Genomic DNA, 20,520 nt, shown 5'->3' with positions numbered 1-20,520 from the left:
CCATAACCGCGCACCTGGAGGGTGAACGCATCACTCCTACTCAGAGAGAACACTGAAATGTCGGAAAATATCTCCGTGCTCGGCCTCGGTCTCATGGGCACCGCGCTTGCGGCGAGCCTCATCGAGGCGGGCCACCGCGTCACCGTGTGGAACCGTACGCCGGCCAAGGCCGACCCCCTCGTCGCCAAGGGCGCGACCTGGGCGGCCACCCCGGCGCAGGCCGTCGAGGCGAGCCCGCTGGTGATCGTCTGCCTGCTCGACAACCCCTCCGTCCTGGACGTGCTCGAGGACGCCCCGCTGGCGGGCCGGGTCGTCGCCAACCTCACCACCAGCCGCCCCGCCGAGGCCCGCGAGATGGCGGCCTGGGTGGGCGAGCGCGGCGGCGACTACCTGGACGGGGGCATCATGGCGGTGCCCCAGATGATCGCCAAGCCGGGGGCGCTCATCCTCTACAGCGGCTCGCAGCCGGCGTTCGAGCGCTATGAGCAGGCGTTCGGGGCCATGGCCGGGGCCCGCTACACCGGCGACGACCCCGGCATGGCCCCGCTGCTCGACCTGGCCATGCTGACCGGCATGTACGGCCAGATGGCCGGCTCCCTGGAGGCCCTCGCCCTGGTGAGGTCGGCGAAATACCCGTTGACGGAGTTCACCGCGGAACTGCTGGTCCCGTGGCTCAACGCGATGGGCTCGATGCTGCCCCGCTGGGCGGCGGAGATCGAGGCGGGCGACTACCGGACCGAGGTGTCCAACCTGGAGGTCAACAGGGCGGGCATGGAGAACCTCGTCCGCGCCTTCGAGGAGCAGGGTGTCAAGCCGGACCTGCTCCTGCCCATGAAGACCGTCATCGACCGGCGCGTGGCCCGCGGTCTCAGCCACGAGGGCCTGTCGGGGCTGGTGGAGGAGCTCTGACGCGGAGGGACTCTGGCGGGGAGGGTCTCTAGCGGGGGCGGAAGGCGGCCAGGGGGATGGAGATCCACGACGGGCGGTTACGGGCCTCGTAGACGACCTCGTACACCGCCTTGGACAGCTCGAACGCCCGCAGCAGCGCCGCGTCGCTCCGCGAGATCACGCCGCCGCCCTCGGCGTACCCCTCCAGGAACGCCGCCCGGTTCCGGTCCGCCCACTCCTGGGCCCGCGGCTCCAGCCGCTCGGCCTGGGAGTGGCCGGCCAGCAGGTGCCTGGCCGCGTAGTCGAACGAGCGCAGCATCCCCGCCACGTCCCGCAGCGGCGAGTACAGCGCCCTGCGCTCGGCCAGCGGCTGCCCGGGCTCGCCCTCGAAGTCCAGCACCACCCAGTCCGTGGGCGTGCGCATGACCTGGCCCAGATGGAAGTCGCCGTGAACCCGCTGCACGGGCACCTCGTGGGTGAGCAGCTCCACCTGGTGGTAGGCGTCCTCGATGGCGGTCACGTGCTGGCGCAGCTCGGGTACCTCCGCGGCGGCCCGGCCCAGTTTCCGCCGGAACGCCTCGGCCATGCGCTTGACCTCGTGCGACTCGATGACGTCCGTGGGGAAGGCCGCGGCCAGCTCGTGGTGCACCCGCGCGCTGGCGCTGCCGAGCCGCAGCGACTCGGCCGCGAAGTCGCCGCCCGCCTCGGCCGCCGGCACCTCGGGCAGCGACGCGTACAGGTCGCGGACGCTGGCCAGGGCGAGGTCCCAGCCGTCGTTGGCGTTGGACAGGAACTCCTGCATGAAGCCGAGCGTGGTGTCGGTGCCGTCGAGGTCCGTCTCGATCCACCCGTACGGCTTCGCGACGTGCGGCGCGCCCCTGGCCGCCAGCGCCGTGACGATCTCCAGCTCGGGGTTGACGCCGGGGATGAGGCGGCGGAAGAGCTTGCAGATGTACGCGTCCCCGTACACGAGCGAGGTGTTGGACTGCTCGGCCCCTAGCACCAGGCTGCGCTGGGAGGTGTCGATGGCGGCCTCCGGCACGTGGCGCAGGCGCAGGCCGTTGCCGCTCACGTCGTGGGCCATGCCTTCGAGGAGCCAGCTCATGCGCTCGGAGTCGTGGACGGCGTCGTAGAGGTAGGTGTCGCCGATGGTGCCGATGAGGGCGTGGGAGAGGCGGTCGGGGAGCTCTACCCGCTCGCCGAGCAGGATCTGGTAGCGGTCGCGCGAGCCTTCCTGCCACACGGCGACGATCAGATGTCTGAGCCCGGACGTCAGTTCGACGTCCGATTCGATCGACAACTCGTCGATCACCCGCCCCTTGCCGCCGAACCAACGCTGACGACCGATCCATGCGGCAAGGGGCTCGCTCAGCACGTCCTACTCCTCCTGGGTGATGGCCGGCGGGAGTGTGAACCAGTAGAACCCATGCCCAGGAAGCGTCAAAAGATACGGAAGTTCGCCAATTGCCGGGAATGGGACCCCACCCATCGTCTCCACGGGGGAGACGCCGACGAATCTCCGCAGGTCCAGCTCGACCGGCTGGGGGAAGCGTGACAGGTTGTTCACGCAGAGCATCCGGTCGTCCCCCAGCTCCCTGACGAACGCGAGCACGCTGGGGTTGGAGGAGTTGAGCTCCGCGTAACCGCCCAGCCCGAACACCGGGTGCCGCTTGCGGATCTCGATCATGCGCTTGGTCCAGTGGAGCAGGGAGCCGGCGTTGCGCTGCTGGGCCTCGACGTTGAGGCCCTGGTAGCCGTAGATCGGGTCCATGATGACCGGCAGGTAGAGCCGGCCGGGGTCGCAGTCGGAGAAGCCGGCGTTGCGGTCGGGATCCCACTGCATGGGCGTGCGCACGCCGTCGCGGTCGCCGAGCCAGATGTTGTCGCCCATACCGATCTCGTCGCCGTAGTAGAGCACGGGGGAGCCGGGCAGCGACAGGAGCAGCGCGGTGAACAGCTCGATCTGGTTGCGGTCGTTCTCCAGCAGGGGGGCCAGGCGGCGGCGGATGCCGACGTTCGCCCGCATGCGGGGGTCCTTGGCGTACTCGGCGTACATGTAGTCGCGCTCCTCGTCCGTGACCATCTCGAGCGTCAGCTCGTCGTGGTTACGGAGGAAGATCCCCCACTGGCAGTGCTCCGGAATTTTCGGCGTTTGCGCCAAGATTTCGGAAATGGGGTAGCGAGACTCCCGGCGTACGGCCATGAAGATGCGCGGCATCAGCGGGAAGTGGAAGGCCATGTGGCACTCGTCCCCGCCGCCCACCGGGTCGCCGAAGTACTCCACCACGTCCGACGGCCACTGGTTGGCCTCGGCGAGCAGCACCCGGTCGGGGTAGAGCCGGTCGATCTCGGCCCTGATCCGCTTGAGGTACTCGTGGGTCCTCGGCAGGTTCTCGCAGTTGGTGCTCTCCTCCTCGAAGAGGTACGGCACCGCGTCCAGCCGGAACCCGTCGATGCCCAGGTCCAGCCAGAAGCGCAGGACCTCCAGCATGGCCTCCTGCACGTCCGGGTTCTCGTAGTTGAGGTCCGGCTGGTGGTGGAAGAAGCGGTGCCAGTAGTACTGGCCGCGCACCGGGTCGTAGGTCCAGTTGGACGTCTCGGTGTCGATGAAGATGATCCGGGCGTCCTGGTACTTCTCATCGGAGTCGGACCAGACGTAGAAGTCGCCGAACGGCCCCTCGGGGTCGTGGCGCGAGGCCTGGAACCACGGGTGGGCGTCGCTGGTGTGGTTCATGACGAGGTCGGCGATGACGCGCATGCCGCGTTTGTGCGCCTCGTCCACGAGCTTCACGAAGTCTCCCAGGTCCCCGAACTCGGGCAGGATCTTCATGAAGTCCGCGATGTCGTAGCCGCCGTCGCGCAGTGGCGACTCGAAGAGCGGCAGCAGCCAGAGGCAGTCGACCCCGAGCCACTGGAGGTAGTCGAGCTTGTCGATGAGACCTCTGATGTCGCCCGTCCCGTCGCCGTTGGAGTCGGCGAAACCCCGGATCAGGACCTCGTAGAAAACCGCGCGTTTGTACCAGTACGGATCGCGCGGCTTTTCCTCGTCAAAGGTGTTGGGAATGGGTGTGGTTGAGCTCATGAGCCACTCCGGGAGTGGCTCATGACGGAGGCGCTTTCACACACGTTGAAGACTCCCCGCTGAATTCAGTTCTTACCGTGGAGCGGCTCGGACGGTGAGGATATGGGCAGGCTGGATGTGGGGATCGAGGCGCACGTAGTTGCTCTGCCGCCAGCGGTACGACTCACCCGAGAGTTCGTCGTCCACGACGAACTCGGCGTTCCAGTCGAGTCCGATGGCAGGAAGGTCAAGTTCTACGGTCGCCTCGTGGGTATGGTGCGGATCCAGGTTGACGACCGCCAGCACCACGTCGCCCGGCCCGTGCCTGCGCGTGGCCGGATCATAGGCGCCGGGAAGCCGCTTCGAGAAGCAGACGATGTCCGGCTGGTCGACCCTGTGGATCCGTAGATTACGCAATTCCTGCAGTGCGGGATGCGCTCTTCGGAACAAATTCAGGTGGGTGATGAAGGGCGCCAGGCTCCACCCCTCACGTTCGGCGGTAACCCAATCGCGAGGTTTGTACTGATATTTCTCGCTATCGAGGTATTCCTCGCTGCCGGGGCGTACCGGAATGTTCTCTATAAGCTCATATCCGGAGTAAACCCCCCAACTCGGCGAGCCGAGCGCCGCCAGCACCGCCCTGATCTTGAAAGCGGGGATGCCGCCGTGCTGCAGGTATTCGTGCAGGATGTCCGGCGTGTTCACGAAGAGGTTGGGGCGCACGTAGGTGGGAGTCTCGTGGGAGAGCTCCATGAGGTACGACTCCACCTCGGGCTTGGTGTTGCGCCAGGTGAAGTACGTGTAGGACTGGTGGAAGCCAATCTTGCCCAGCATGCGCAGCATCGGGGGCCTGGTGAACGCCTCCGACAGGAAGATCACGTCGGGGTCGGTGGTGTGCACGTCGGCCAGCAGCCGCTCCCAGAACCCGACCGGCTTCGTGTGCGGGTTGTCCACCCGGAAGATCCGCACGCCGTGGGCCATCCAGCGCATCAGCACCCGCTTGACCTCGGCGTAGATGCCTTCGGGGTCCTTGTCGAAGTTGATCGGGTAGATGTCCTGATACTTCTTCGGCGGGTTCTCGGCGTAGGCGATGGAGCCGTCGGCCCTGATCGTGAACCACTCGGGGTGCTCCTTCACCCACGGATGGTCGGGCGAGCACTGGAGCGCGAGGTCGAGCGCGATCTCCATACCCAGCTCTTTGGCGCGGCCGACGAACACGTCGAAGTCCTCGAACGTGCCCAGGTCGGGATGGATGGCGTCGTGGCCGCCGTCCTCGGAGCCGATGGCCCAGGGGGAGCCGGGCTCGTCGGGCTCGGGGCTGAGCGTGTTGTTGCGGCCCTTGCGGAACGTCGCGCCGATGGGGTGGATCGGCGGCAGGTAGACGACGTCGAAGCCCATCTTGGCGATGGCGGGGAGGCGCTTGGCAGCAGTCTGGAAATTTCCGGATTTGGAGATGCCGAGCTCGTTGACGACCGCGCCTTCCGACCTGGGGAAGAACTCGTACCAGGAGCCGTACAGCGCCCGGCGCCGGTCCACCCTGATCTTGTTCGACTTGGACCTGGTCACCAGCTCCCGGAACGGGTGCGACTCCAGCAGCGCGGCCGTCTCCGGCAGTTGCGCGATCGACAGCCGAGCCCGGGGGTCCAGGTCCTCGTCGCGCAGCGTGGCGGAGACCGACAGCAGGGCGGCACGGTGCCCGCAGGCGCTGTCGCCGTTGCCGTTCCCCTTGGAGCGGCCGTTCGAGCCGCCGTTAGTGCCGTTCGAGCCGTTCTTGGGCTTGCCGTTGGGGCAGTCGGCCGTGCGCACGGCCTTCGCCGCCCGCTCGAACAGCCGGGCGCCCTCCTCGCACATCAGATCGACGTCCATGCCGCGAGGGATCTTGATCTCGGCGTCGTGCAGCCATGTGCTGATCGGGTCGCTCCAGGCCTCTACCCGGAACAGCCAGTCACCCTCGGCGGGAAGGGAGACCTCCACGCCCCAGCGGTCGGTGCCGGGGGCGAGCTCGCGCATCCGTCTCAGACGGGCACGCTGCCCATCGGGCGAGGTGAGCACCACGCCCGCGGCCACGGCATCGTGGCCCTCTCTGAACACGGTCGCCGAGACCTCGAAGGTCTCGCCGGCGACCGCCTTGGCGGGCCACTGCCCGCAGTCGACGACGGGGGAGATGTCCGTGATGGGAATTCGTCCGATCATCGCATTCAAGGGTTGGCGACGGCGCGCTCGGTGCCGCCGGAGGCTTTCCGTGGGTGCAGACTCCGCGTCCTGGCGATGGGCCGCTGGAAGCGAACCACCGTGGTCGGAACGATCCTTGCATGTAAATTGTGGACAGCAGCGGATAGACCTCCCGAGTGTGTCCGCGGGAGTGCCAACATTCAGGAAAGTTGCCCCAATCGTCCGTCTTCATGCTTGTTCCCGGAAGGGGTTTGAACGGTCTTCTTGGGGGTGAAGGACTGAGAGGTCCCTCCTAGCCCGTAGGGTGCAGAAACGTGAGAGCAATCCGCCGGTTTACCGTCCGCACCGTCCTGCCCGCGGAGCTGGCCGCCCTCGGCGAGCTCGTCCACAATCTCCGCTGGTCCTGGCACCCGGAGACGCTGGACCTCTTCGCGGAGGTGGACGCCGCCCTCTGGGAGCAGGTCGGGCACGACCCCGTGGCCCTGCTCGGCGCCGTCACCCCCGCGCGGCTCAGCGAGCTGGCCGCAGATCGCCGCTTCCTGCGCCGCCTCGCCGACGCGGCCGACGACCTCCGCGAATACATGACCTCCCCGCGCTGGTACCAGACGCTTCCCGACGGGGCGCGGGCCATCGCGTACTTCTCCCCCGAATACGGCATCGCCGCCGCCCTCCCGCAGTATTCGGGCGGCCTCGGCATCCTGGCCGGAGACCACCTCAAAGCCGCCAGCGACCTGGGCGTGCCGATCCTCGCGGTCGGCCTGCTCTACCGCCACGGCTACTTCACGCAGTCGCTGTCGCCGGAGGGCTGGCAGCTGGAGCACTACCCGTCGCTCGACGCGGGCGGCCTGCCGCTCAGCCTGCTGAAGGACGCCGCCGGCGAGACGGTCAAGATCCGCCTCGCCCTGCCGGGCGAGCGCGAGCTGCACGCGCAGGTGTGGGTGGCGCAGGTCGGACGGGTGCCGCTGCTGCTGCTCGACTCCGACGTGGCCGAGAACGACACGGCCGCCCGCGACATCACCGACCGCCTCTACGGCGGGGGCACCGACCACCGGCTCATGCAGGAGCTGCTGCTGGGCGTGGGCGGCGTGCGCGCCATCAGGGCGTACTGCAAGATCACCGGACATGCCGATCCCGAGGTGTTCCACACGAACGAGGGGCACGCCGGCTTCCTCGGCCTGGAGCGCATCCGCGAGCTCACCGAGGCGCGGCTCTCGTTCGACGAGGCGCTGGAGGCGGTGCGGGCGGGCACGGTGTTCACCACGCACACGCCCGTCCCCGCGGGCATCGACAGGTTCCCCGTGGACATGATCGAGCGCCACTTCGGCGGCGCGAACGCCTGGCCGACCGTGCCCGTCGAGCGGATCCTGGCACTGGGCGCCGAGGCCGATCCCACCCGGTTCAACATGGCCGTCATGGGCATGCGGCTGGCCCAGCGGGTCAACGGCGTCTCCGTGCTGCACGGCAAGGTCAGCCGGGAGATGTTCAAGGATCTCTGGCCCGGATTTGACGTGGACGAGGTGCCGATCGGGTCGATCACCAACGGCGTGCACGCGCCCACCTGGGTCGGCAGGGAGCTCATGGAGCTGGCCGAGCGCGAGCTGCCCTCGCTGCTGGAGCGGGCCCGCGGCTGGGAGGGCATCCAGAAGATCTCCGACGCCGACCTCTGGCAGATCAGGGGCACGCTGCGGCAGCGGCTCGTCGAGGGCGCCCGGGTGCGCCTGCGCAGGTCGTGGCGAGAGCGCGGCGCCTCGGACGCCGAGCTCGGCTGGATCGACGACGCGCTCGACCCCGACGTGCTGACCATCGGCTTCGCCCGGCGGGTGCCGTCCTACAAGCGGCTGACGCTGATGCTGCGCGATCCCCGGCGGCTCACCGAGCTGCTGCTCGACCCGGAAAAGCCGGTCCAGATCGTGATCGCAGGCAAGGCGCACCCCGCGGACGAGGGCGGGAAGAAGCTGATCCAGCAGATCGTCAAGTTCGCCGATCAGGCGAACGTGCGCCACCGCATCGTCTTCCTGCCCGACTACGACATGGCGCTCGGCCAGCTCATGACCCAGGGCTGCGACGTCTGGCTGAACAACCCGCTGCGCCCCCTGGAGGCGTCCGGCACCTCGGGGATGAAGTCCGCGCTGAACGGCGGGCTCAACCTGTCGATCCGCGACGGCTGGTGGGACGAGTGGTACGACGGCACCAACGGCTGGGCGATCCCGACCGCCGACGGCGTGACGGACCCGGACCGGCGCGACGAGCTGGAGGCCGCCGCCCTCTACGACCTGATCGAGCACGAGGTGTCCGACCGGTTCTACGACCGTCCCGTGGACGGGCTGCCGCGGCGCTGGCTGGAGATGGTCAAGCACACGCTCACCTCGCTGGGCCACAAGGTGCTGGCCGGTCGCATGCTGCGCGACTACGTGGTCGACCTGTACAACCCGGCCGCCGCCGCGGCCAACGCGCTGTCAGCTGACTCGTACGCGCCCGCGAAGGCGTTCGCGGCCTGGCGGGTCCGGGTCACCAGGGCCTGGCCCGGGGTGCGCGTCGAGCATGTCGAGGCCTCGGGCGTGGGGGACACGCCGGAGGTGGGCGCCTCCATCGAGCTGCACGCCACGATCGCGCTCGGCGACCTGGAGCCTGACGACGTGCTGGTCGAGGCCGTCTACGGCAAGGTCGGGCCGCACGACGAGCTGATGCGTCCGACGTACGCGAAGCTGACCGTCGCGTCGGTGGGCGACGACGGCCGGGCCCACTACACGGGCACGGTGCCGCTCGACCGGACGGGAGCGTTCGGATATACCGTGCGCGTCGTTCCTTTCCACCCGCTCGTGGCCACCCCCGCCGAGCTCGGCCTGATCGCCGTGCCGGAGGAGCCCGTGGGCATGACAAATGGCACATTGCGTTAATCAGGGGCACCCACGAACGGCATATCGCGTTAAACGGACGGCATAATCAGGACGTGGACGACAGCGGGAACGGCATGCGGGCCGACACTCTGGTGGCCACGGTCCGCGGTGTGCTGCCGTCCTTGACGCCGGCCGCGCAGACCGTCGCCCGGCTCATCCTGGAGGACCCCGCGACGGTGGCCAGGAGCACCATCACGGAGCTCTCCGCCGCCTCGGGCACCAGCGAGGCCACGATCGTGCGCACGGCGAGGCTGCTCGGGTTCGCGGGATATCCGCAGCTCCGGCTGGCCTTAGCCGCTGCCGCCGCGCAGCCCGACCGGCTCGTGCCCGGCGACCTGGCGCCGGACGACCCGTTGTCGGAGGTCATCCAGAAGGTCGCGCGGGCCGAGTCGGAGGCGATCAACGACACCGTGGCCCAGCTGACCTCCGAGCGGCTGGGCCTGGTTGTGGACGCCATCGTGGGTGCCCGGCGGATCGACGCGTACGGCGTGGGCGCCTCCGGGCTGGTGGCCGAGGACGTCGCGCAGAAGCTGCTGCGCATCGGGCTGTCCAGCCACGCCTTCCAGGACGCGCACCTGGCGCTGACCAGCGCGGTGCTGCTCAGGGAGGGCGACGTCGCGATCGGCATCAGCACGTCGGGGGAGACGCCCGACGTGATCGAGCCGCTGACCCGGGCCAAGGAGGCCGGGGCCACCACGGTCGCGATCACGAACAACCCGCGCTCGTCCATCGCGGAGCTGGCCGAACACGTGCTGATCTCCGCCGGGCGCGAGACGGAGTTCCGTCCCGGCGCCCTGGCCAGCCGGATCAGCCAGCTCCTCGTCGTCGACTGCGTGTTCGTCGGCGTCGCCCAGCGCACGTACGACTCCTCTCAGGAGGCGCTCGCGAGCACCAGGCGCGCCGTCAAGGAGTTCACCCGGAGAACGTCACCTGCACGTCGTCAGCCTTGACGAACATGACGCGGTGGCCGAACTGGATCTGCAGGTACTTCGTCTTGCCCCGGACCACCTTGTGGTCCTGGTCCATGGTGAAGGTGACCGCCCGGTAGTACTCCGCGGGCGCCGCCCCGGCGAGCGTGTACTTCTCGCCTGCCGAGAACGTGTACTGCAGCGGGGTCACCGCCTGGTACGGGATGTCCGCCGGGTACGCCTCCTGCTCCGGGTACGCCCTGCCGAACACCGGGACGGTGGCCTTGCCCGGCTTCGGGGTGACCACGAGTCCGGCCGACGGGACGGCGGTCGGCGCGCTCGCCGGGTTGAGGAACCACGCCTTCTGACCCAGGTACCAGATGGCCGTCCAGTCGCCCTGGCGCTCGGCCACGGCGAAGCGCTGGCCGGTGGTGGCGCGGGCGCTGTGGTCGTACACGCTGTAGAGGGACCCGCCCGTGGGGTGCTTGCCGATGTCCTTGACCAGCGGCGCGTCCGCCCTCGGCTCGGTGCGCAGCCAGACCGTGCTCGCCGGGAGCGGCGGGCAGGCGTTCTCCGGGTTCTTGCGGTCACACCCGTAGAAGTACGGCTTGTTCGTCGCGAAGTCCGGCTTGATCATGACCGAGCCGGAGTTGGGCCCGCCGAACCGGTGCAACGGGGCGCCCATCAGCTGGAAGTAGTGCGCCCAGTCCCAGAACGGGCCCGGGTCCTCGTGCATCTGCTTCACGGTCGTGGGCAGCGTGCCGGGGACGTTGTCGTGGCCCAGGATGTGGGCGCGGTCGAGCGGGATGCCGTACCTGAACGCCAGGTAGCGGACCAGCCGGGCGCTCGAGCGGTACATCGCCTCGGTGTACCAGGTGCTGCCCTCGGCCAGGAAGCCCTCGTGCTCGATGCCGATGGACTTGGCGTTGACGTACCAGTTGCCGGCCTGCCAGGCGACGTCCTTGCCCTTGATGTGCTGGGCGATGTGGCCGTCGCTGGAGCGGACCGAGTACTGCCAGCTGGCGCCGTACTTCGGGTCCTGGTTCAGGCGGATGGAGGAGTCGAAGTATCCCTCCATGTCATGGATGATGATGTATTCGATCTTCTGGCTGAACGGCCGGTTGGCCAGGTCGTAGTGCCCGTAGTCGTCCGGGGGCAGCTCCTGGTAGGCGGCCGGGATCCACTCGCAGGAGACGGTGATCGGGCACTCCACGCCGTCCTTCCTGGACGGGCGCAGACCGAGCTTCTCCAGCCACTTCTCGATCTTCTCCAGGTCCGGCACGGCCGGGAGCGCGACCCGCTGCCCGTCGTCCGTGGTGCGCGCTTCGCCGTCCTTGATCGTCGCGAACACCTCGTCGGCGAAGAACTTCGCCGCCCCGTCCTCCTGGGCTCCGGAGTACTTGGCGACGGCGCCGTACCACTCGCCGGGGTTGTCGCTCAGCGGCGCGCCGAGCGCCTTCTGGTAGTCGGCGAGCAGCGCGGCGCCGCCCCGGATGTTGGCGGCGTCGTCCGTACGCAGCCGCTCGTGGGTCTCGCCGGTGAGCTGCGCGGCCTTCTCCATGGTGCGGAGGGAGGCGGGGACCGCTACGGAGGACTGCTGGGGTTCGGGGGCGGGCAGGGGCCGGTTCTCGTCGCCCCGGGCATCCTCCTCGCCGTCGCTGTGATGGTTGGAGGCGGTGTACGCGGCGGCGTCGGTGAGATGCATGGGCCCGAACCCGGCGTCATTGGACGGCTGCCCGGCATGGGCCTCCCACCGCGACTCCAGGTAGGACACGCCGAGCAGGACGCTCTCGGGGACCTTGAACTCCTGCGCGGCGGCCGCGAAGGCCTGCTGCCGATCAGCGGGATCCTGGGCGTGAGCTGGAACGATGCCAGAAGTTAAGGGCAGCGCGGCGACCGCGGAGATCGCCAATAGGCGGCGCATGAACCACTCCTTGGGGCTGGGGGCACCTGGTGCAGATCAGCGTCTCAACATTTTCCTTCGTAAGCGAGATCTTTGCGAAGAGATTCTTCATCGCTTAACGCGGATCACCTGACGGCGGCCTGCACGGTCAGGGTGCCCGCGGCCGTGTCGATCGCGGCCTCCGTGCCGATGGGGATGGTCGGCGGGTTGTCGCCGTGCCCGGCCGGCAGGCCGCCGAGGATCGGGACGCCGAGCCGGTCGAGGTGGTCGCGCAGCACGTCCACGACGCCCCAGCCGCCCAGCGTCGGGTCCCCGTCGTCCTGCTCGAACCCCCGGAACTGCCCGAGCGCGATGCCCCGAACGCCGTCGAGCGCTCCCGAGCGGGACAGCTGCGTCAGGGTGCGGTCGACCTCGCCCAGACCGGTGCCGCGGTTGTCCTCCAGGAAGAGGATCGCTCCCTCCAGGCTGGGCAGCCCGGCGCCGACCTGCGTGCGGACCGCGCTCAGGTTGCCGCCGATCAGCGTGCCCGTGGCGCTGCCCGCCGCGGCGACCTGCGCGGTGACCTCGGACGGGTCGCGATGGACGGTGACGGGGTCGGTGGTCATCAGCGCGCGGCGCAGCGCCTCGGCCGACGCCGGTCCCGTGACGGACGCGTTCCAGTTGACGAAGGGGCCGTGCAGGCCGGCCAGGCGGCAGTGCCGCCACACGGCCAGGTGGAGGTGGGTGATGTCGCTGAAGCCGATCACGGGTTTGGGGTCCCGCGCGAGCGCGTCGAAGTCCAGGTCGTCCACGATCCGGTACGCGCCCTTGCCGCCCCTCGTCGCGAACACGGCCCGTACGCCCGGATCCCGGAAGGCGTCGTTCAGGTCGGCGGCGCGCTCCTCGTCGCGGCCCGCCATGTAGCCCCACTGGTCGAAGGCGTGCTCGGCCAGCTCGACCCGGAGGCCCCACGAGGTGAGGAGTTCGACTCCGGCGGCGACCAGGTCGGGGTTGGGCGGGGAGGCGGGGGAGACGACCCGGACGCGATCGCCGGACATCAGGCGGGGAGCTCGTAAGGTGTCCATCGCCTGGCCACTTTATTGGGTGGACCTGCTCCGATGATCGTGCGAGGCTCGCTTCGTGTCGGACTACTACCGTGACCTGGCCGTCGACTACCACTGGATCTTCGCCGACGAGATCGTGAATGCCCCGGGCGTGATCGGCGGCACGTCCGTCTCCAGCCGGGAGTTCATCCAAGCCGTGGTCGATGCCCTGCCGCCGGGCGCCCCCGTGCTCGACTGCGCCTGCGGCATCGGGGCGGACGCCATGGCGCTGGCGTACGCCGGGTTCCGGGTGACCGCCACCGACGGCAGCCCGCAGATGGTCGCGGAGGCGCGCCGCCGCGTGCCCGGCGGCGTGGAGCTGCTCACCTCCCGGTGGGAGGACCTGCCCGCCGCCGTGACCGGGCCGTACGAGCTGGTGCTGTGCCTGGGCAACTCCCTCGTCCACACGGGGTCGCGCGAGGCCATGGTGGTGGCGCTGTCAGGGATGCGGCAGGTGCTGTCCCCGACCGGCACGCTGATCGTCGACTCCCGCAACTGGGAGCTGCTCTATCGCGAGCGCCGGCGGATCGTGGTCGGTGACCGGGTGCGCGAGCGGGACGGCGTACGGTCCACCTGCGTCTACGTCTGGACCTTCCCCGAGAGCTTCGGCGAGCCGTGCCTGGCCGAGATCCTGTTCGTCCAGGAGCACCCCGACGGCACGCTCAGCCACCACCGGCACACCATCGACTTCCTGCCGTTCACCCCCGCCGACCTGGAGGCGCGGCTGGCCGAGGCCGGGTTCACCGTCGTCGGCTCGTCCTACCGCCCCGAGAACCCGCAGTACGCCATCGCGGCCAAGGCAATCGCGGCTTAGGGGATTCGCGGCTCAGGGGATTCGCGGCTAGGGGATGAGCACGACCTTGCCCGTCGTACGCCTGCTTTCGAGCGCGGCGTGGGCGGCCGCCGCCTCCGCGAGCGGGAACGTCTGCACGGCAGGGGTCAGCGTGCCGTCGGCGAGCGCCGCCAGCGCCCTGACCTCGTAGTCCGGCCGCGTGTTCGGCTCGCTGAGCAGCAGCATCAGGGCGTTGGTCACGGTGAGGCCGCGCTCCTCCACCGTCCGGGGGTCCGGCTGGAAGTCCTGGCGGGAGGCGTTGCCGATGGTGACGTAGCGGCCGCCGTCGGCCAGCAGCCCGAACGCGGCCCGCGCCCTGTCGCCGCCGACCCCGTCGAGCAGGGCCGTGACCGCGCGGCCGCCCAGCTCCCTGGCGACGGTCTCCTCCCAGCCCGGCTGGTCGTAGTCGACGGCGAGGTCCGCCCCGAGGTCGCGTACGGCCGCCACCTTCGCGGCCCCGCCCGCCGCGCCGACCACCCTGGCGCCGAGGCCGCGCGCGTACTGGACGATCAGGCGCCCGATGCCGCCGGCCGCCGAGGTCACCAGCACGACGTCGTCAGCGGTCAGCTTGGCCACGTCCAGGAACTGCAGCGCCGTCACCCCGGTGACGACCATGGCCACGGCCGTCTCGTAGGCGGAGGTGATCGGGTGCACGGACGTCACGTCCGCGACCGCCAGCTCCGCGTAGCCGCCGGGGCGGCCGTACGAGGTCACCACATCGCGCCCGATCCAGGACGGATCCACCCCGGGACCCACCTGGTCCACGCGTCCGGCCACCTCGCCGCCGAAGATCGCCGGGAGCTCCGGCAGCGGCGGCGTCATGCCACCGGTCGCCCCTGACCGCATCGTCGTCTCGATCAGGTGCACCCCGGCCGCCTTGACGGCGATGCGAACCTGGCCGGGCCCCGGCTCGGGGTCGGGCACGCTCTCGTAGCGGAGGTTCTCGGCGGGGCCGAAGGTGTGCAGGACGACGGCATGCATGGCGCACTCCCGGAGACAGCGGTCAACTCGTCTTCCGAGCCTGCAACCTCAACCTTGCTTGATGTCAACCGGTCACAGGAAGCCGCGGCCGGCGGCGGCGCGGGCGTACCCCTCGACTCCCATGAGGCGCTGCACCCGCGCCCCGGCCCCGGGCCACACGCTCGCCAGCCCAGCCGCTACGCGGACGGGCAGCGGCGCGACGTCGATCTCGGCGGCGTCGGTCAGGATGGCCCGGCACACCGCCCGCGCCACGTGCAGCGGGCTGCGCGTCATCCATGGGGGCACGGTCAGCGAGGTACGGGTGAGCATCCCGGCGTCGCGCACCAGCCCCGGGCAGATGACGGAGACGCCGACGCCGTAGGGTGCCAGATCCATCCTGGCCGCATGCCCGAACCCCCGCAGGCCATGCTTGGTCGCGTTGTACACGGCTAGATGCGGATGCGCCATCTTCCCGCCGATCGAGCTCATGAACACCAGGTGGCCGCGCCCGTTGGCCACCATCCGCTCGGCGGCCAGGCGGGCCATCACGAGCGGCACGCGCAGGTTGAGCTCCAGGTAGTGGTCGATCTCGTCGAGGTCGTGATCGGTCATCCGCGCGGGAGCGATAACCCCGGCGTTGGCCACCAGGATGTCGACCGGTCCGGCCTGCTTCATCATCTTCGCGATGGCTTTGCGGCCCGTCAGGTCGGCGGGGACGGCACGCCCGCCCACCTCCGTGGCCAGCGTCTCCAGCACGCCGGCGTCGCGGCCGGTCAGGACCAGGTGCACGCCGTGCCGCGCGAGCGCGCGGGCCGTGGCCTGGCCGATGCCGCCGCTGGCGCCCGTGACCAGGGCGGTCGTGCCCGCCAGTTTCATCGGTCCTCCCGGAACGGGGTGAAGACGAGGGTCGCGTTGTGCCCCCCGAAGGCGAACGAGTTGGACAGCACCGGCCCGGGAACGACGGGGCGCGGCGCGGTCACGACGTCGACGGGGCAGGCCGGGTCCCGGTGGTCGAGGTTCGCGGTGGGGTGGATGGTGCGCTCGATCAGGGTCAGCACGCTGATCACGGCCTCGATGGCGCCCGAGGCCCCCAGGGCGTGGCCGATCACGCTCTTGCTCCCCGTGATGGGCACCGCGTACTCGCCGAACAGCCGTGCGATGGCCCGCGCCTCGATCTCGTCGTTGAGGCGGGTGGAGGTGGCGTGCGCGTTGACGTGGACGACTTCGGCCGCCGCGACCCCGGCGTCGGCCAGCGCGTGACGCATGCAGCGGTACGCGCCGCCGCCCTCGGGGTCGGGGGCCGTGAGGTGATGGCCGTCGGACGTCCGGCCGTACCCGCTCAGCTCGGCGTACACGTGGGCGCCCCGGCGCAGCGCGGCCTCCAGCCGTTCCAGCACGAGGAACGCCGCTCCCTCACCCAGCACGAACCCGTCGCGATCGGCGTCGAAGGGGCGGCTGGCGCGTTCGGGCTCCGACGCGCGGCGCGACAGCGCCCCCACCCGCCCGAACCCCACCAGCGCGCTGGCCTGCACCCCCGCCTCCATGCCGCCCGCCAGCACCACATCGGCCGTCCCGTCGCGGACCAGCCGCATGCCCTCACCTATGGCGTGGCTGCCGGAGGCGCACGCGGTCGCCACCGACATGCTCGGACCGAGGAACGCGTGCCGGATGCTGATCTCGGCGGCGGCGGCGTTGTGCATGCTCATGGGGATGTGCAGGGGGCCCGGCCAGGCGCGTCCGCGCTCGTCCAGGGTGCCGAAGGCGAGCTCCTGGGTGGCGACCCCGCCGTACCCGGTCCCGGTCACGACGGCCCGGCGCTCGGGCGCCGCCGCCGTCCGGCCCGCATCGGCCAGGGCATCGGTCGCGGCGCAGAACGCCAGTCGCGTGACCCGGTCCATCCGGCGGGCGTCCCTGGGCTTCACGTAGCCGTCCAGGTCGAGGTCGGGCACCTGGCAGGCGAAGTCCACCGGCAGGCCCTCGGCGTCGAACGAGGTGATCGTACGCGCCGTCGACCGGCCGGCCAGCAGGGTGTCCCACAGCTCCTGGGGATGGGCGCCCGCTGGGGTACGCACGCCCATGCCGGTGACGGCGACCCGGGCGCGCACCGGACCTCCGCTGGATCGCATGTCCCACATGGAAACGATCATCGCACGCATTGTCACGAAAGGTAGCGCGGCAACTCCGTAGTGTCGCGGCCGTTCGCCCCCCACCCTCAACCCCGCCACACCGGCACCCGCCACCCTTCAGCGCCGCTCACCGTCCGCCGAGAACCTCCAGCCCTTCACCGTCGGTCACCGTCTCCCGGGAACCCCAGCCCTTCGACGCCGGTCACCGTTTCCCGAGAACCTCCAGCCCCTCGCTGCCGGGAGTCTTGGAGGCCGTCACCAGCGCAGCAGCACGGTCCCTGCGCTGACCCCGCTGGCCACCCCCACGAGCGCGACCAGATCGCCCCGCTGCACCTGGCCCGACTGGACTGCCTGGTGCAACTGCACGGGGATCGTGGAGGCGACGAGATTGCCGTGCTCGGCGATGGTCACCACCACCTTCTCCAGCGGGATCCCGGCCGCCTCGCAGAAGGTGTGCAAGGACGACAGGGACGCCTGATGCACGCAGATCGCCGCCATGTCGTCCCAGTCGAGCCCGCGCTCGGCCAGCGGCGCCCGCAGCACGGACCGGTCGAGCTTGTGCACCCCGACGGCCAGCCCCACGGGGTCCACGGTGAACGCGCCCACCTGATAACCGGCCGAGATGGAACGCGTGACCGGCAGGACGGCGGCGTCCCAGTGTGCCGAGCTGGCGCAGAACCGGTGCCCCAGCACCCCGGGCACCGCACTGGCCTCCAGCAGCATGGCCGTCCCCGAGTCGGAGACGGTGTAGGAGGGCCCGGCGGCGACGAAGTCCGCGTCGGACTCGACCTGCCAGCGGATGGCCGGAGTGGCGACCTCCCCGCACACGATGAGGACCGTACGGTAGCGGCCGGCCGTGATGAGCGTGTCGGCCAGCTCGACCGCGTTCAGAACGCTGTTGCATGCATTGCGTACATCGAATACCGGGCAGCTCGCCCCCAGCTCGGCGGCCACCATGTGCGCGGTGGCGGGCTCGACGGCGTCGACGGTCACCCCCGCATAGATGATCAGGTCTATGACGGGCGGGACATGCCCGGTCTGCTCGAGCAGAGTGCGGGCGGCGGCCGCGGCCATCCCGGCGGCCGTCTGACCGGGAGCGGCCACGTGCCGCCGCTCCACGCCGCTGGCTTGCTCGATGACGCCGAGGGGGATGTGCGTGCCCGGATTACGGGCGGCCAGTAGCTTTTCCAGCTCCGGCGTGGTCAGGCTCTCCTCAGGCAGGTGCACCGCCACCCCGGCCACGTGGGCGTACCGCCTCGGGTACGGCTCGGACTGCGCGGCCACGCCCATCCCTCCTCAAGATCAGGTGCTGCTCAGGATAGGTACGCGGCCCCGCGGGCGCCCGTCGCGACCCTCGAAACTTGATCAACTCCTTAACGGCGGGTTCCGCGTCACGAGTGCCCATTTATCGGGCGACCGGCCACGCTAAGTGACAAGACCGCTACGAGGAAAGGGCTCGGTGTGAGCGACGAGGAGATCTTGACCGTGGTGCGCGACCGCTGCGTCAGCATCCTGAAGGTCCACCCGAGCCGGGTCACGCTGGACGCGCGGCTCCGCGAGGACCTGGAGGCCGACAGCCTGGACCTCGCCGAACTCCACGTCGCCATGGAGGACACGTGGGGCCCGATGCCCCGCGAAACCCTCGTCGGCGTACGCACGATCGCCGACGTGCTCGCGCGGGCCCGCCTCTTGGCCGTGGCGCGTACGTGAAGCACGCTCCCGCTCCCTCGCCTGCTGACCGCGACACGTGCGTGAAGGGCGCTCTCGCTCCCTCGCCCCCCTGGTTGGGTGGGTGCTCGCGTTTGCCCGCGGTCCGCCCGGGGCGTGCGCGCAAGCGCTGGGGGTCCCCTCGTTGAGACGCGGGCGCGGGTGCGATGGGCGTCGGCGCCTCATCGGCGACAGCACGAATTTGATCTTCTCGTCAGCTGCGAAGGAAGCAACATGTACAAGCACGCTCTGACCGCGACCGCCATCGGCGCCGCTCTGCTCTCAGGCCCGGCCGCCACCGCCGACACCCTGCCGAAAGCCTGCGTGAAAATCCCGGTAACGGCCATCGCCCAGTCCTTCATGGATTTCGTCACTACAGGCGATGTGACCATTCCCATGGAAAAAATTGCGAAGGGAGACCAGATTTCCCCTTCTGACTTCTTCCGCGGCAAGCTGCTGAAAGACGTGACCATCCTGGAAAGAACATCGTGTTGATTTGCCCGCCGCCTCGTTGAGTGTTTTCGGACCGCCTGCCGCTGTACCGGCTGAAGCGCCCTTGCGCCGGTCGCCATCGCGGGCCAGGGCTGCCCCTCGCATCGGCCCCATGTGAGCGGGTGAGCGGTTGCTTGCCGCAGGTCAGGCGATGGCGACGGCAACCCGAATCGGGCAGCCTCATCCAGGCCGAGCTCAGGATCTCAGGCGCCGTCGTCAACGCCCGGCGTCGAGTTCGTGCGGATGGCGCATGACGTGACCGCGTCCACCCGCTGCATCGGCGACCGTGGCGGTGTCGCCGCGTCGACGGATCGCGTTGAATTACTCAGGGTTTTCGCGTGCTTGCGGGATCAAAAGGTGCTGCCAGCGTTCGGCTGTCTGGAGTATGTCCTCGCCGGTACGTCGAAGGAATTCACCCACGAATTCACAGCGCGCTCCGGCCGGGGTCGTGGCGCCCAGGATGCGTGCCCCGTCGCGGGCGGTCTCGGCCAGCAAGAAGTTTCGCTGCGCACTCGCCAGAAACGACCGGTACCAAAGAGCGTTGTCGACGCTGTACAACTCGCGACGGCTCCGCGGGTCGCGGTCGCGCCTGATCAGCTCCTGTTCCTCCAGGTAGGCGACGGCGGTGGAGATCGAGGCGGGGCTGACCTGGAGGCGCTGGGCGAGGTCCTTGGCCGTGAGCGCGCCGGTGTCGGTGATGTAGAGGCAGGCCAGGACCCTCGATGCCATCCGCTGCACACCCGTCTGCACCAGGGTCTCGACGAGGCGCTCCGCGAATTCGCGCATCTCCTCGGGGTCGCGGCCGTACGCGCTGTTGGCGGCCGGGGGCGCTGATCGCGGGGTCTGCCGGCGGCGGCGGGCACGTCGTTCGGTCGCCTGGTGCGCCCGCTCGGCCCGGTACGCTCCGGGGCCGCCGTTGCGGCTGACCTCCCGGCTGACGGTGGAGGTCGGCCTGGACAGGCGCCGGGCGATCTCGGCGTAGCCGAGCCCGTTCGCCAGGCCTGCGGCGATGTCCCGGCGGTCCTGTTGGGTCAACCTGCCTCCCGGCATCGGCGCTCGCCTCCTGGTGCTCCTGTCCCTGTGCTCTGGCGATCCAGTATTGCCTTCGATCGCACCCCATTGCAATAGAGGCAAGCTTGAGAGTTGCATTCAGCTTCAGATCCATTGCAATTATTGTCGCCATCTAGCTGCATGAATAGCGAGTTCTCGGCGCATGTCTGATTGACAAGAATTTAAACGCAACGTAGCTTTTTGCTTCGAGTGAACGCGTACTATCGCGAATGGCGGGATGATGAAAGCCCATCGTCATGCGGGTGCTGGGCCGGGGAAGCCTGTGCCGACGTCGCGACCGGTCGCGAGCGTGGGGCCGCTGACGCCGCTGACGGTCGAGCGCAGCAGCCGGTCGAACGCCCAGCGCCGTTGCTCGCGCCAGATCTCCGTCGAAGCGGCTCCCGGCGAGCCGTGGCCCCGCAGGACGTAGCAGCACCGTCAG

Annotated in this window: 16 protein-coding genes; 6 read left to right on the top strand and 10 right to left on the bottom strand. The window is 69.7% G+C overall.

What is annotated here, in order from left to right; genetic code table 11:
- The first annotated feature begins 75 nt into the window (after window positions 1–75).
- Window positions 76–909 (top strand): NAD(P)-binding domain-containing protein, encoded by an 834-nt coding sequence (locus tag AB0J87_RS43345; protein WP_363976348.1) that lies wholly within the window; start codon window positions 76–78, stop codon window positions 907–909.
- 28 nt (window positions 910–937) lie between these two features.
- Here the strand turns inward: AB0J87_RS43345 and AB0J87_RS43340 are convergent, their stop codons facing one another.
- The 3 genes from AB0J87_RS43340 to AB0J87_RS43330 form a co-directional block, all read right to left on the bottom strand.
- Window positions 938–2,263 carry an aminoglycoside phosphotransferase gene (locus AB0J87_RS43340; RefSeq protein WP_363976345.1) on the bottom strand — a complete coding sequence of 442 codons (1,326 nt, stop codon included), beginning with the start codon at window positions 2,261–2,263 and terminating at the stop codon, window positions 938–940.
- Between the two features lie 3 nt (window positions 2,264–2,266).
- Window positions 2,267–3,970 carry a maltose alpha-D-glucosyltransferase gene (treS, locus tag AB0J87_RS43335; protein WP_363976342.1) on the bottom strand — a complete coding sequence of 568 codons (1,704 nt, stop codon included), beginning with the start codon at window positions 3,968–3,970 and terminating at the stop codon, window positions 2,267–2,269.
- Between the two features lie 72 nt (window positions 3,971–4,042).
- The gene (locus AB0J87_RS43330) at window positions 4,043–6,142 is read right to left on the bottom strand and encodes an alpha-1,4-glucan--maltose-1-phosphate maltosyltransferase (RefSeq protein WP_363976339.1); all 2,100 of its coding nucleotides are present in this window, start codon (window positions 6,140–6,142) and stop codon (window positions 4,043–4,045) included.
- 293 nt (window positions 6,143–6,435) lie between these two features.
- Here AB0J87_RS43330 and glgP point away from each other — a divergent pair, with 293 nt between their 5' ends.
- Both glgP and AB0J87_RS43320 read left to right on the top strand, forming a co-directional pair.
- Window positions 6,436–9,018, top strand: coding sequence for an alpha-glucan family phosphorylase (glgP, locus tag AB0J87_RS43325; RefSeq protein ID WP_363976337.1), 2,583 nt, complete (start codon window positions 6,436–6,438; stop codon window positions 9,016–9,018).
- 53 nt (window positions 9,019–9,071) lie between these two features.
- Complete coding sequence (locus tag AB0J87_RS43320; protein ID WP_350729495.1) at window positions 9,072–9,968, top strand: MurR/RpiR family transcriptional regulator; 897 nt, start codon at window positions 9,072–9,074, stop codon at window positions 9,966–9,968.
- Here AB0J87_RS43320 and AB0J87_RS43315 read toward each other — a convergent pair.
- Window positions 9,931–11,700 (bottom strand): N-acetylmuramoyl-L-alanine amidase, encoded by a 1,770-nt coding sequence (locus tag AB0J87_RS43315; protein WP_363976333.1) that lies wholly within the window; start codon window positions 11,698–11,700, stop codon window positions 9,931–9,933. The two genes, AB0J87_RS43320 and AB0J87_RS43315, sit on opposite strands and share 38 nt — an antisense overlap.
- A 254-nt stretch (window positions 11,701–11,954) precedes the next feature.
- Window positions 11,955–12,893, bottom strand: a complete 939-nt coding sequence (locus AB0J87_RS43310) for an LD-carboxypeptidase (RefSeq protein ID WP_363976330.1) — start codon at window positions 12,891–12,893, stop codon at window positions 11,955–11,957.
- A gap of 55 nt (window positions 12,894–12,948) precedes the next feature.
- Between AB0J87_RS43310 and AB0J87_RS43305 the strand changes: the two genes are divergently transcribed.
- On the top strand, window positions 12,949–13,725 hold the full coding sequence (locus AB0J87_RS43305) for a methyltransferase domain-containing protein (protein ID WP_363976327.1): 777 nt from the start codon (window positions 12,949–12,951) through the stop codon (window positions 13,723–13,725).
- Window positions 13,726–13,752: 27 nt separating this feature from the next.
- Here the strand turns inward: AB0J87_RS43305 and AB0J87_RS43300 are convergent, their stop codons facing one another.
- From AB0J87_RS43300 to AB0J87_RS43285, 4 genes are all read right to left on the bottom strand, one after another.
- Window positions 13,753–14,724 (bottom strand): zinc-binding dehydrogenase, encoded by a 972-nt coding sequence (locus tag AB0J87_RS43300; RefSeq protein ID WP_363976324.1) that lies wholly within the window; start codon window positions 14,722–14,724, stop codon window positions 13,753–13,755.
- Between the two features lie 72 nt (window positions 14,725–14,796).
- Complete coding sequence (locus AB0J87_RS43295; RefSeq protein ID WP_355205390.1) at window positions 14,797–15,579, bottom strand: SDR family NAD(P)-dependent oxidoreductase; 783 nt, start codon at window positions 15,577–15,579, stop codon at window positions 14,797–14,799.
- The gene (locus tag AB0J87_RS43290; RefSeq protein ID WP_363976320.1) at window positions 15,576–16,850 is read right to left on the bottom strand and encodes a beta-ketoacyl-[acyl-carrier-protein] synthase family protein; all 1,275 of its coding nucleotides are present in this window, start codon (window positions 16,848–16,850) and stop codon (window positions 15,576–15,578) included. Before AB0J87_RS43290 ends, AB0J87_RS43295 begins: the two co-directional genes overlap by 4 nt.
- A 234-nt stretch (window positions 16,851–17,084) precedes the next feature.
- The gene (locus tag AB0J87_RS43285) at window positions 17,085–18,113 is read right to left on the bottom strand and encodes a ketoacyl-ACP synthase III (protein WP_363976317.1); all 1,029 of its coding nucleotides are present in this window, start codon (window positions 18,111–18,113) and stop codon (window positions 17,085–17,087) included.
- Between the two features lie 177 nt (window positions 18,114–18,290).
- Between AB0J87_RS43285 and AB0J87_RS43280 the strand changes: the two genes are divergently transcribed.
- Together AB0J87_RS43280 and AB0J87_RS43275 are read left to right on the top strand one after the other, a co-directional pair.
- The gene (locus AB0J87_RS43280) at window positions 18,291–18,539 is read left to right on the top strand and encodes a phosphopantetheine-binding protein (protein WP_363976315.1); all 249 of its coding nucleotides are present in this window, start codon (window positions 18,291–18,293) and stop codon (window positions 18,537–18,539) included.
- Window positions 18,540–18,770: 231 nt separating this feature from the next.
- Entirely contained in the window at window positions 18,771–19,031 is a 261-nt protein-coding gene (locus tag AB0J87_RS43275; RefSeq protein WP_363976312.1) for a hypothetical protein, read from the top strand.
- Window positions 19,032–19,349: 318 nt separating this feature from the next.
- On the opposite strand, the gene AB0J87_RS43270 is transcribed toward AB0J87_RS43275, so the two are convergent.
- Window positions 19,350–20,063: a helix-turn-helix domain-containing protein gene (locus AB0J87_RS43270; RefSeq protein ID WP_363976309.1), complete on the bottom strand. Its 714-nt coding sequence runs from the start codon at window positions 20,061–20,063 to the stop codon at window positions 19,350–19,352.
- Window positions 20,064–20,520: the final 457 nt, after the last annotated feature.

Origin of the sequence: Nonomuraea sp. NPDC049625 (genome assembly GCF_040675285.1) — a bacterium.
Lineage (GTDB): Bacteria > Actinomycetota > Actinomycetes > Streptosporangiales > Streptosporangiaceae > Nonomuraea > Nonomuraea angiospora_A.
The sequence above is the reverse complement of the archived record's forward strand: the minus strand, read 5'-3'. Positions and strand labels throughout refer to the sequence as shown.

Bases quoted from the DNA above. Each gene is read 5' to 3' on its own strand.
- AB0J87_RS43310 (WP_363976330.1), bottom strand. From the start codon at position 12,893: ATGGACACCTTACGAGCTCCCCGCCTGATGTCCGGCGATCGCGTCCGG.
- treS (WP_363976342.1), bottom strand. From the start codon at position 3,970: ATGAGCTCAACCACACCCATTCCCAACACCTTTGACGAGGAAAAGCCG.
- AB0J87_RS43290 (WP_363976320.1), bottom strand. From the start codon at position 16,850: ATGATCGTTTCCATGTGGGACATGCGATCCAGCGGAGGTCCGGTGCGC.
- AB0J87_RS43300 (WP_363976324.1), bottom strand. From the start codon at position 14,724: ATGCATGCCGTCGTCCTGCACACCTTCGGCCCCGCCGAGAACCTCCGC.
- AB0J87_RS43295 (WP_355205390.1), bottom strand. From the start codon at position 15,579: ATGAAACTGGCGGGCACGACCGCCCTGGTCACGGGCGCCAGCGGCGGC.
- AB0J87_RS43275 (WP_363976312.1), top strand. From the start codon at position 18,771: ATGTACAAGCACGCTCTGACCGCGACCGCCATCGGCGCCGCTCTGCTC.
- AB0J87_RS43330 (WP_363976339.1), bottom strand. From the start codon at position 6,142: ATGATCGGACGAATTCCCATCACGGACATCTCCCCCGTCGTCGACTGC.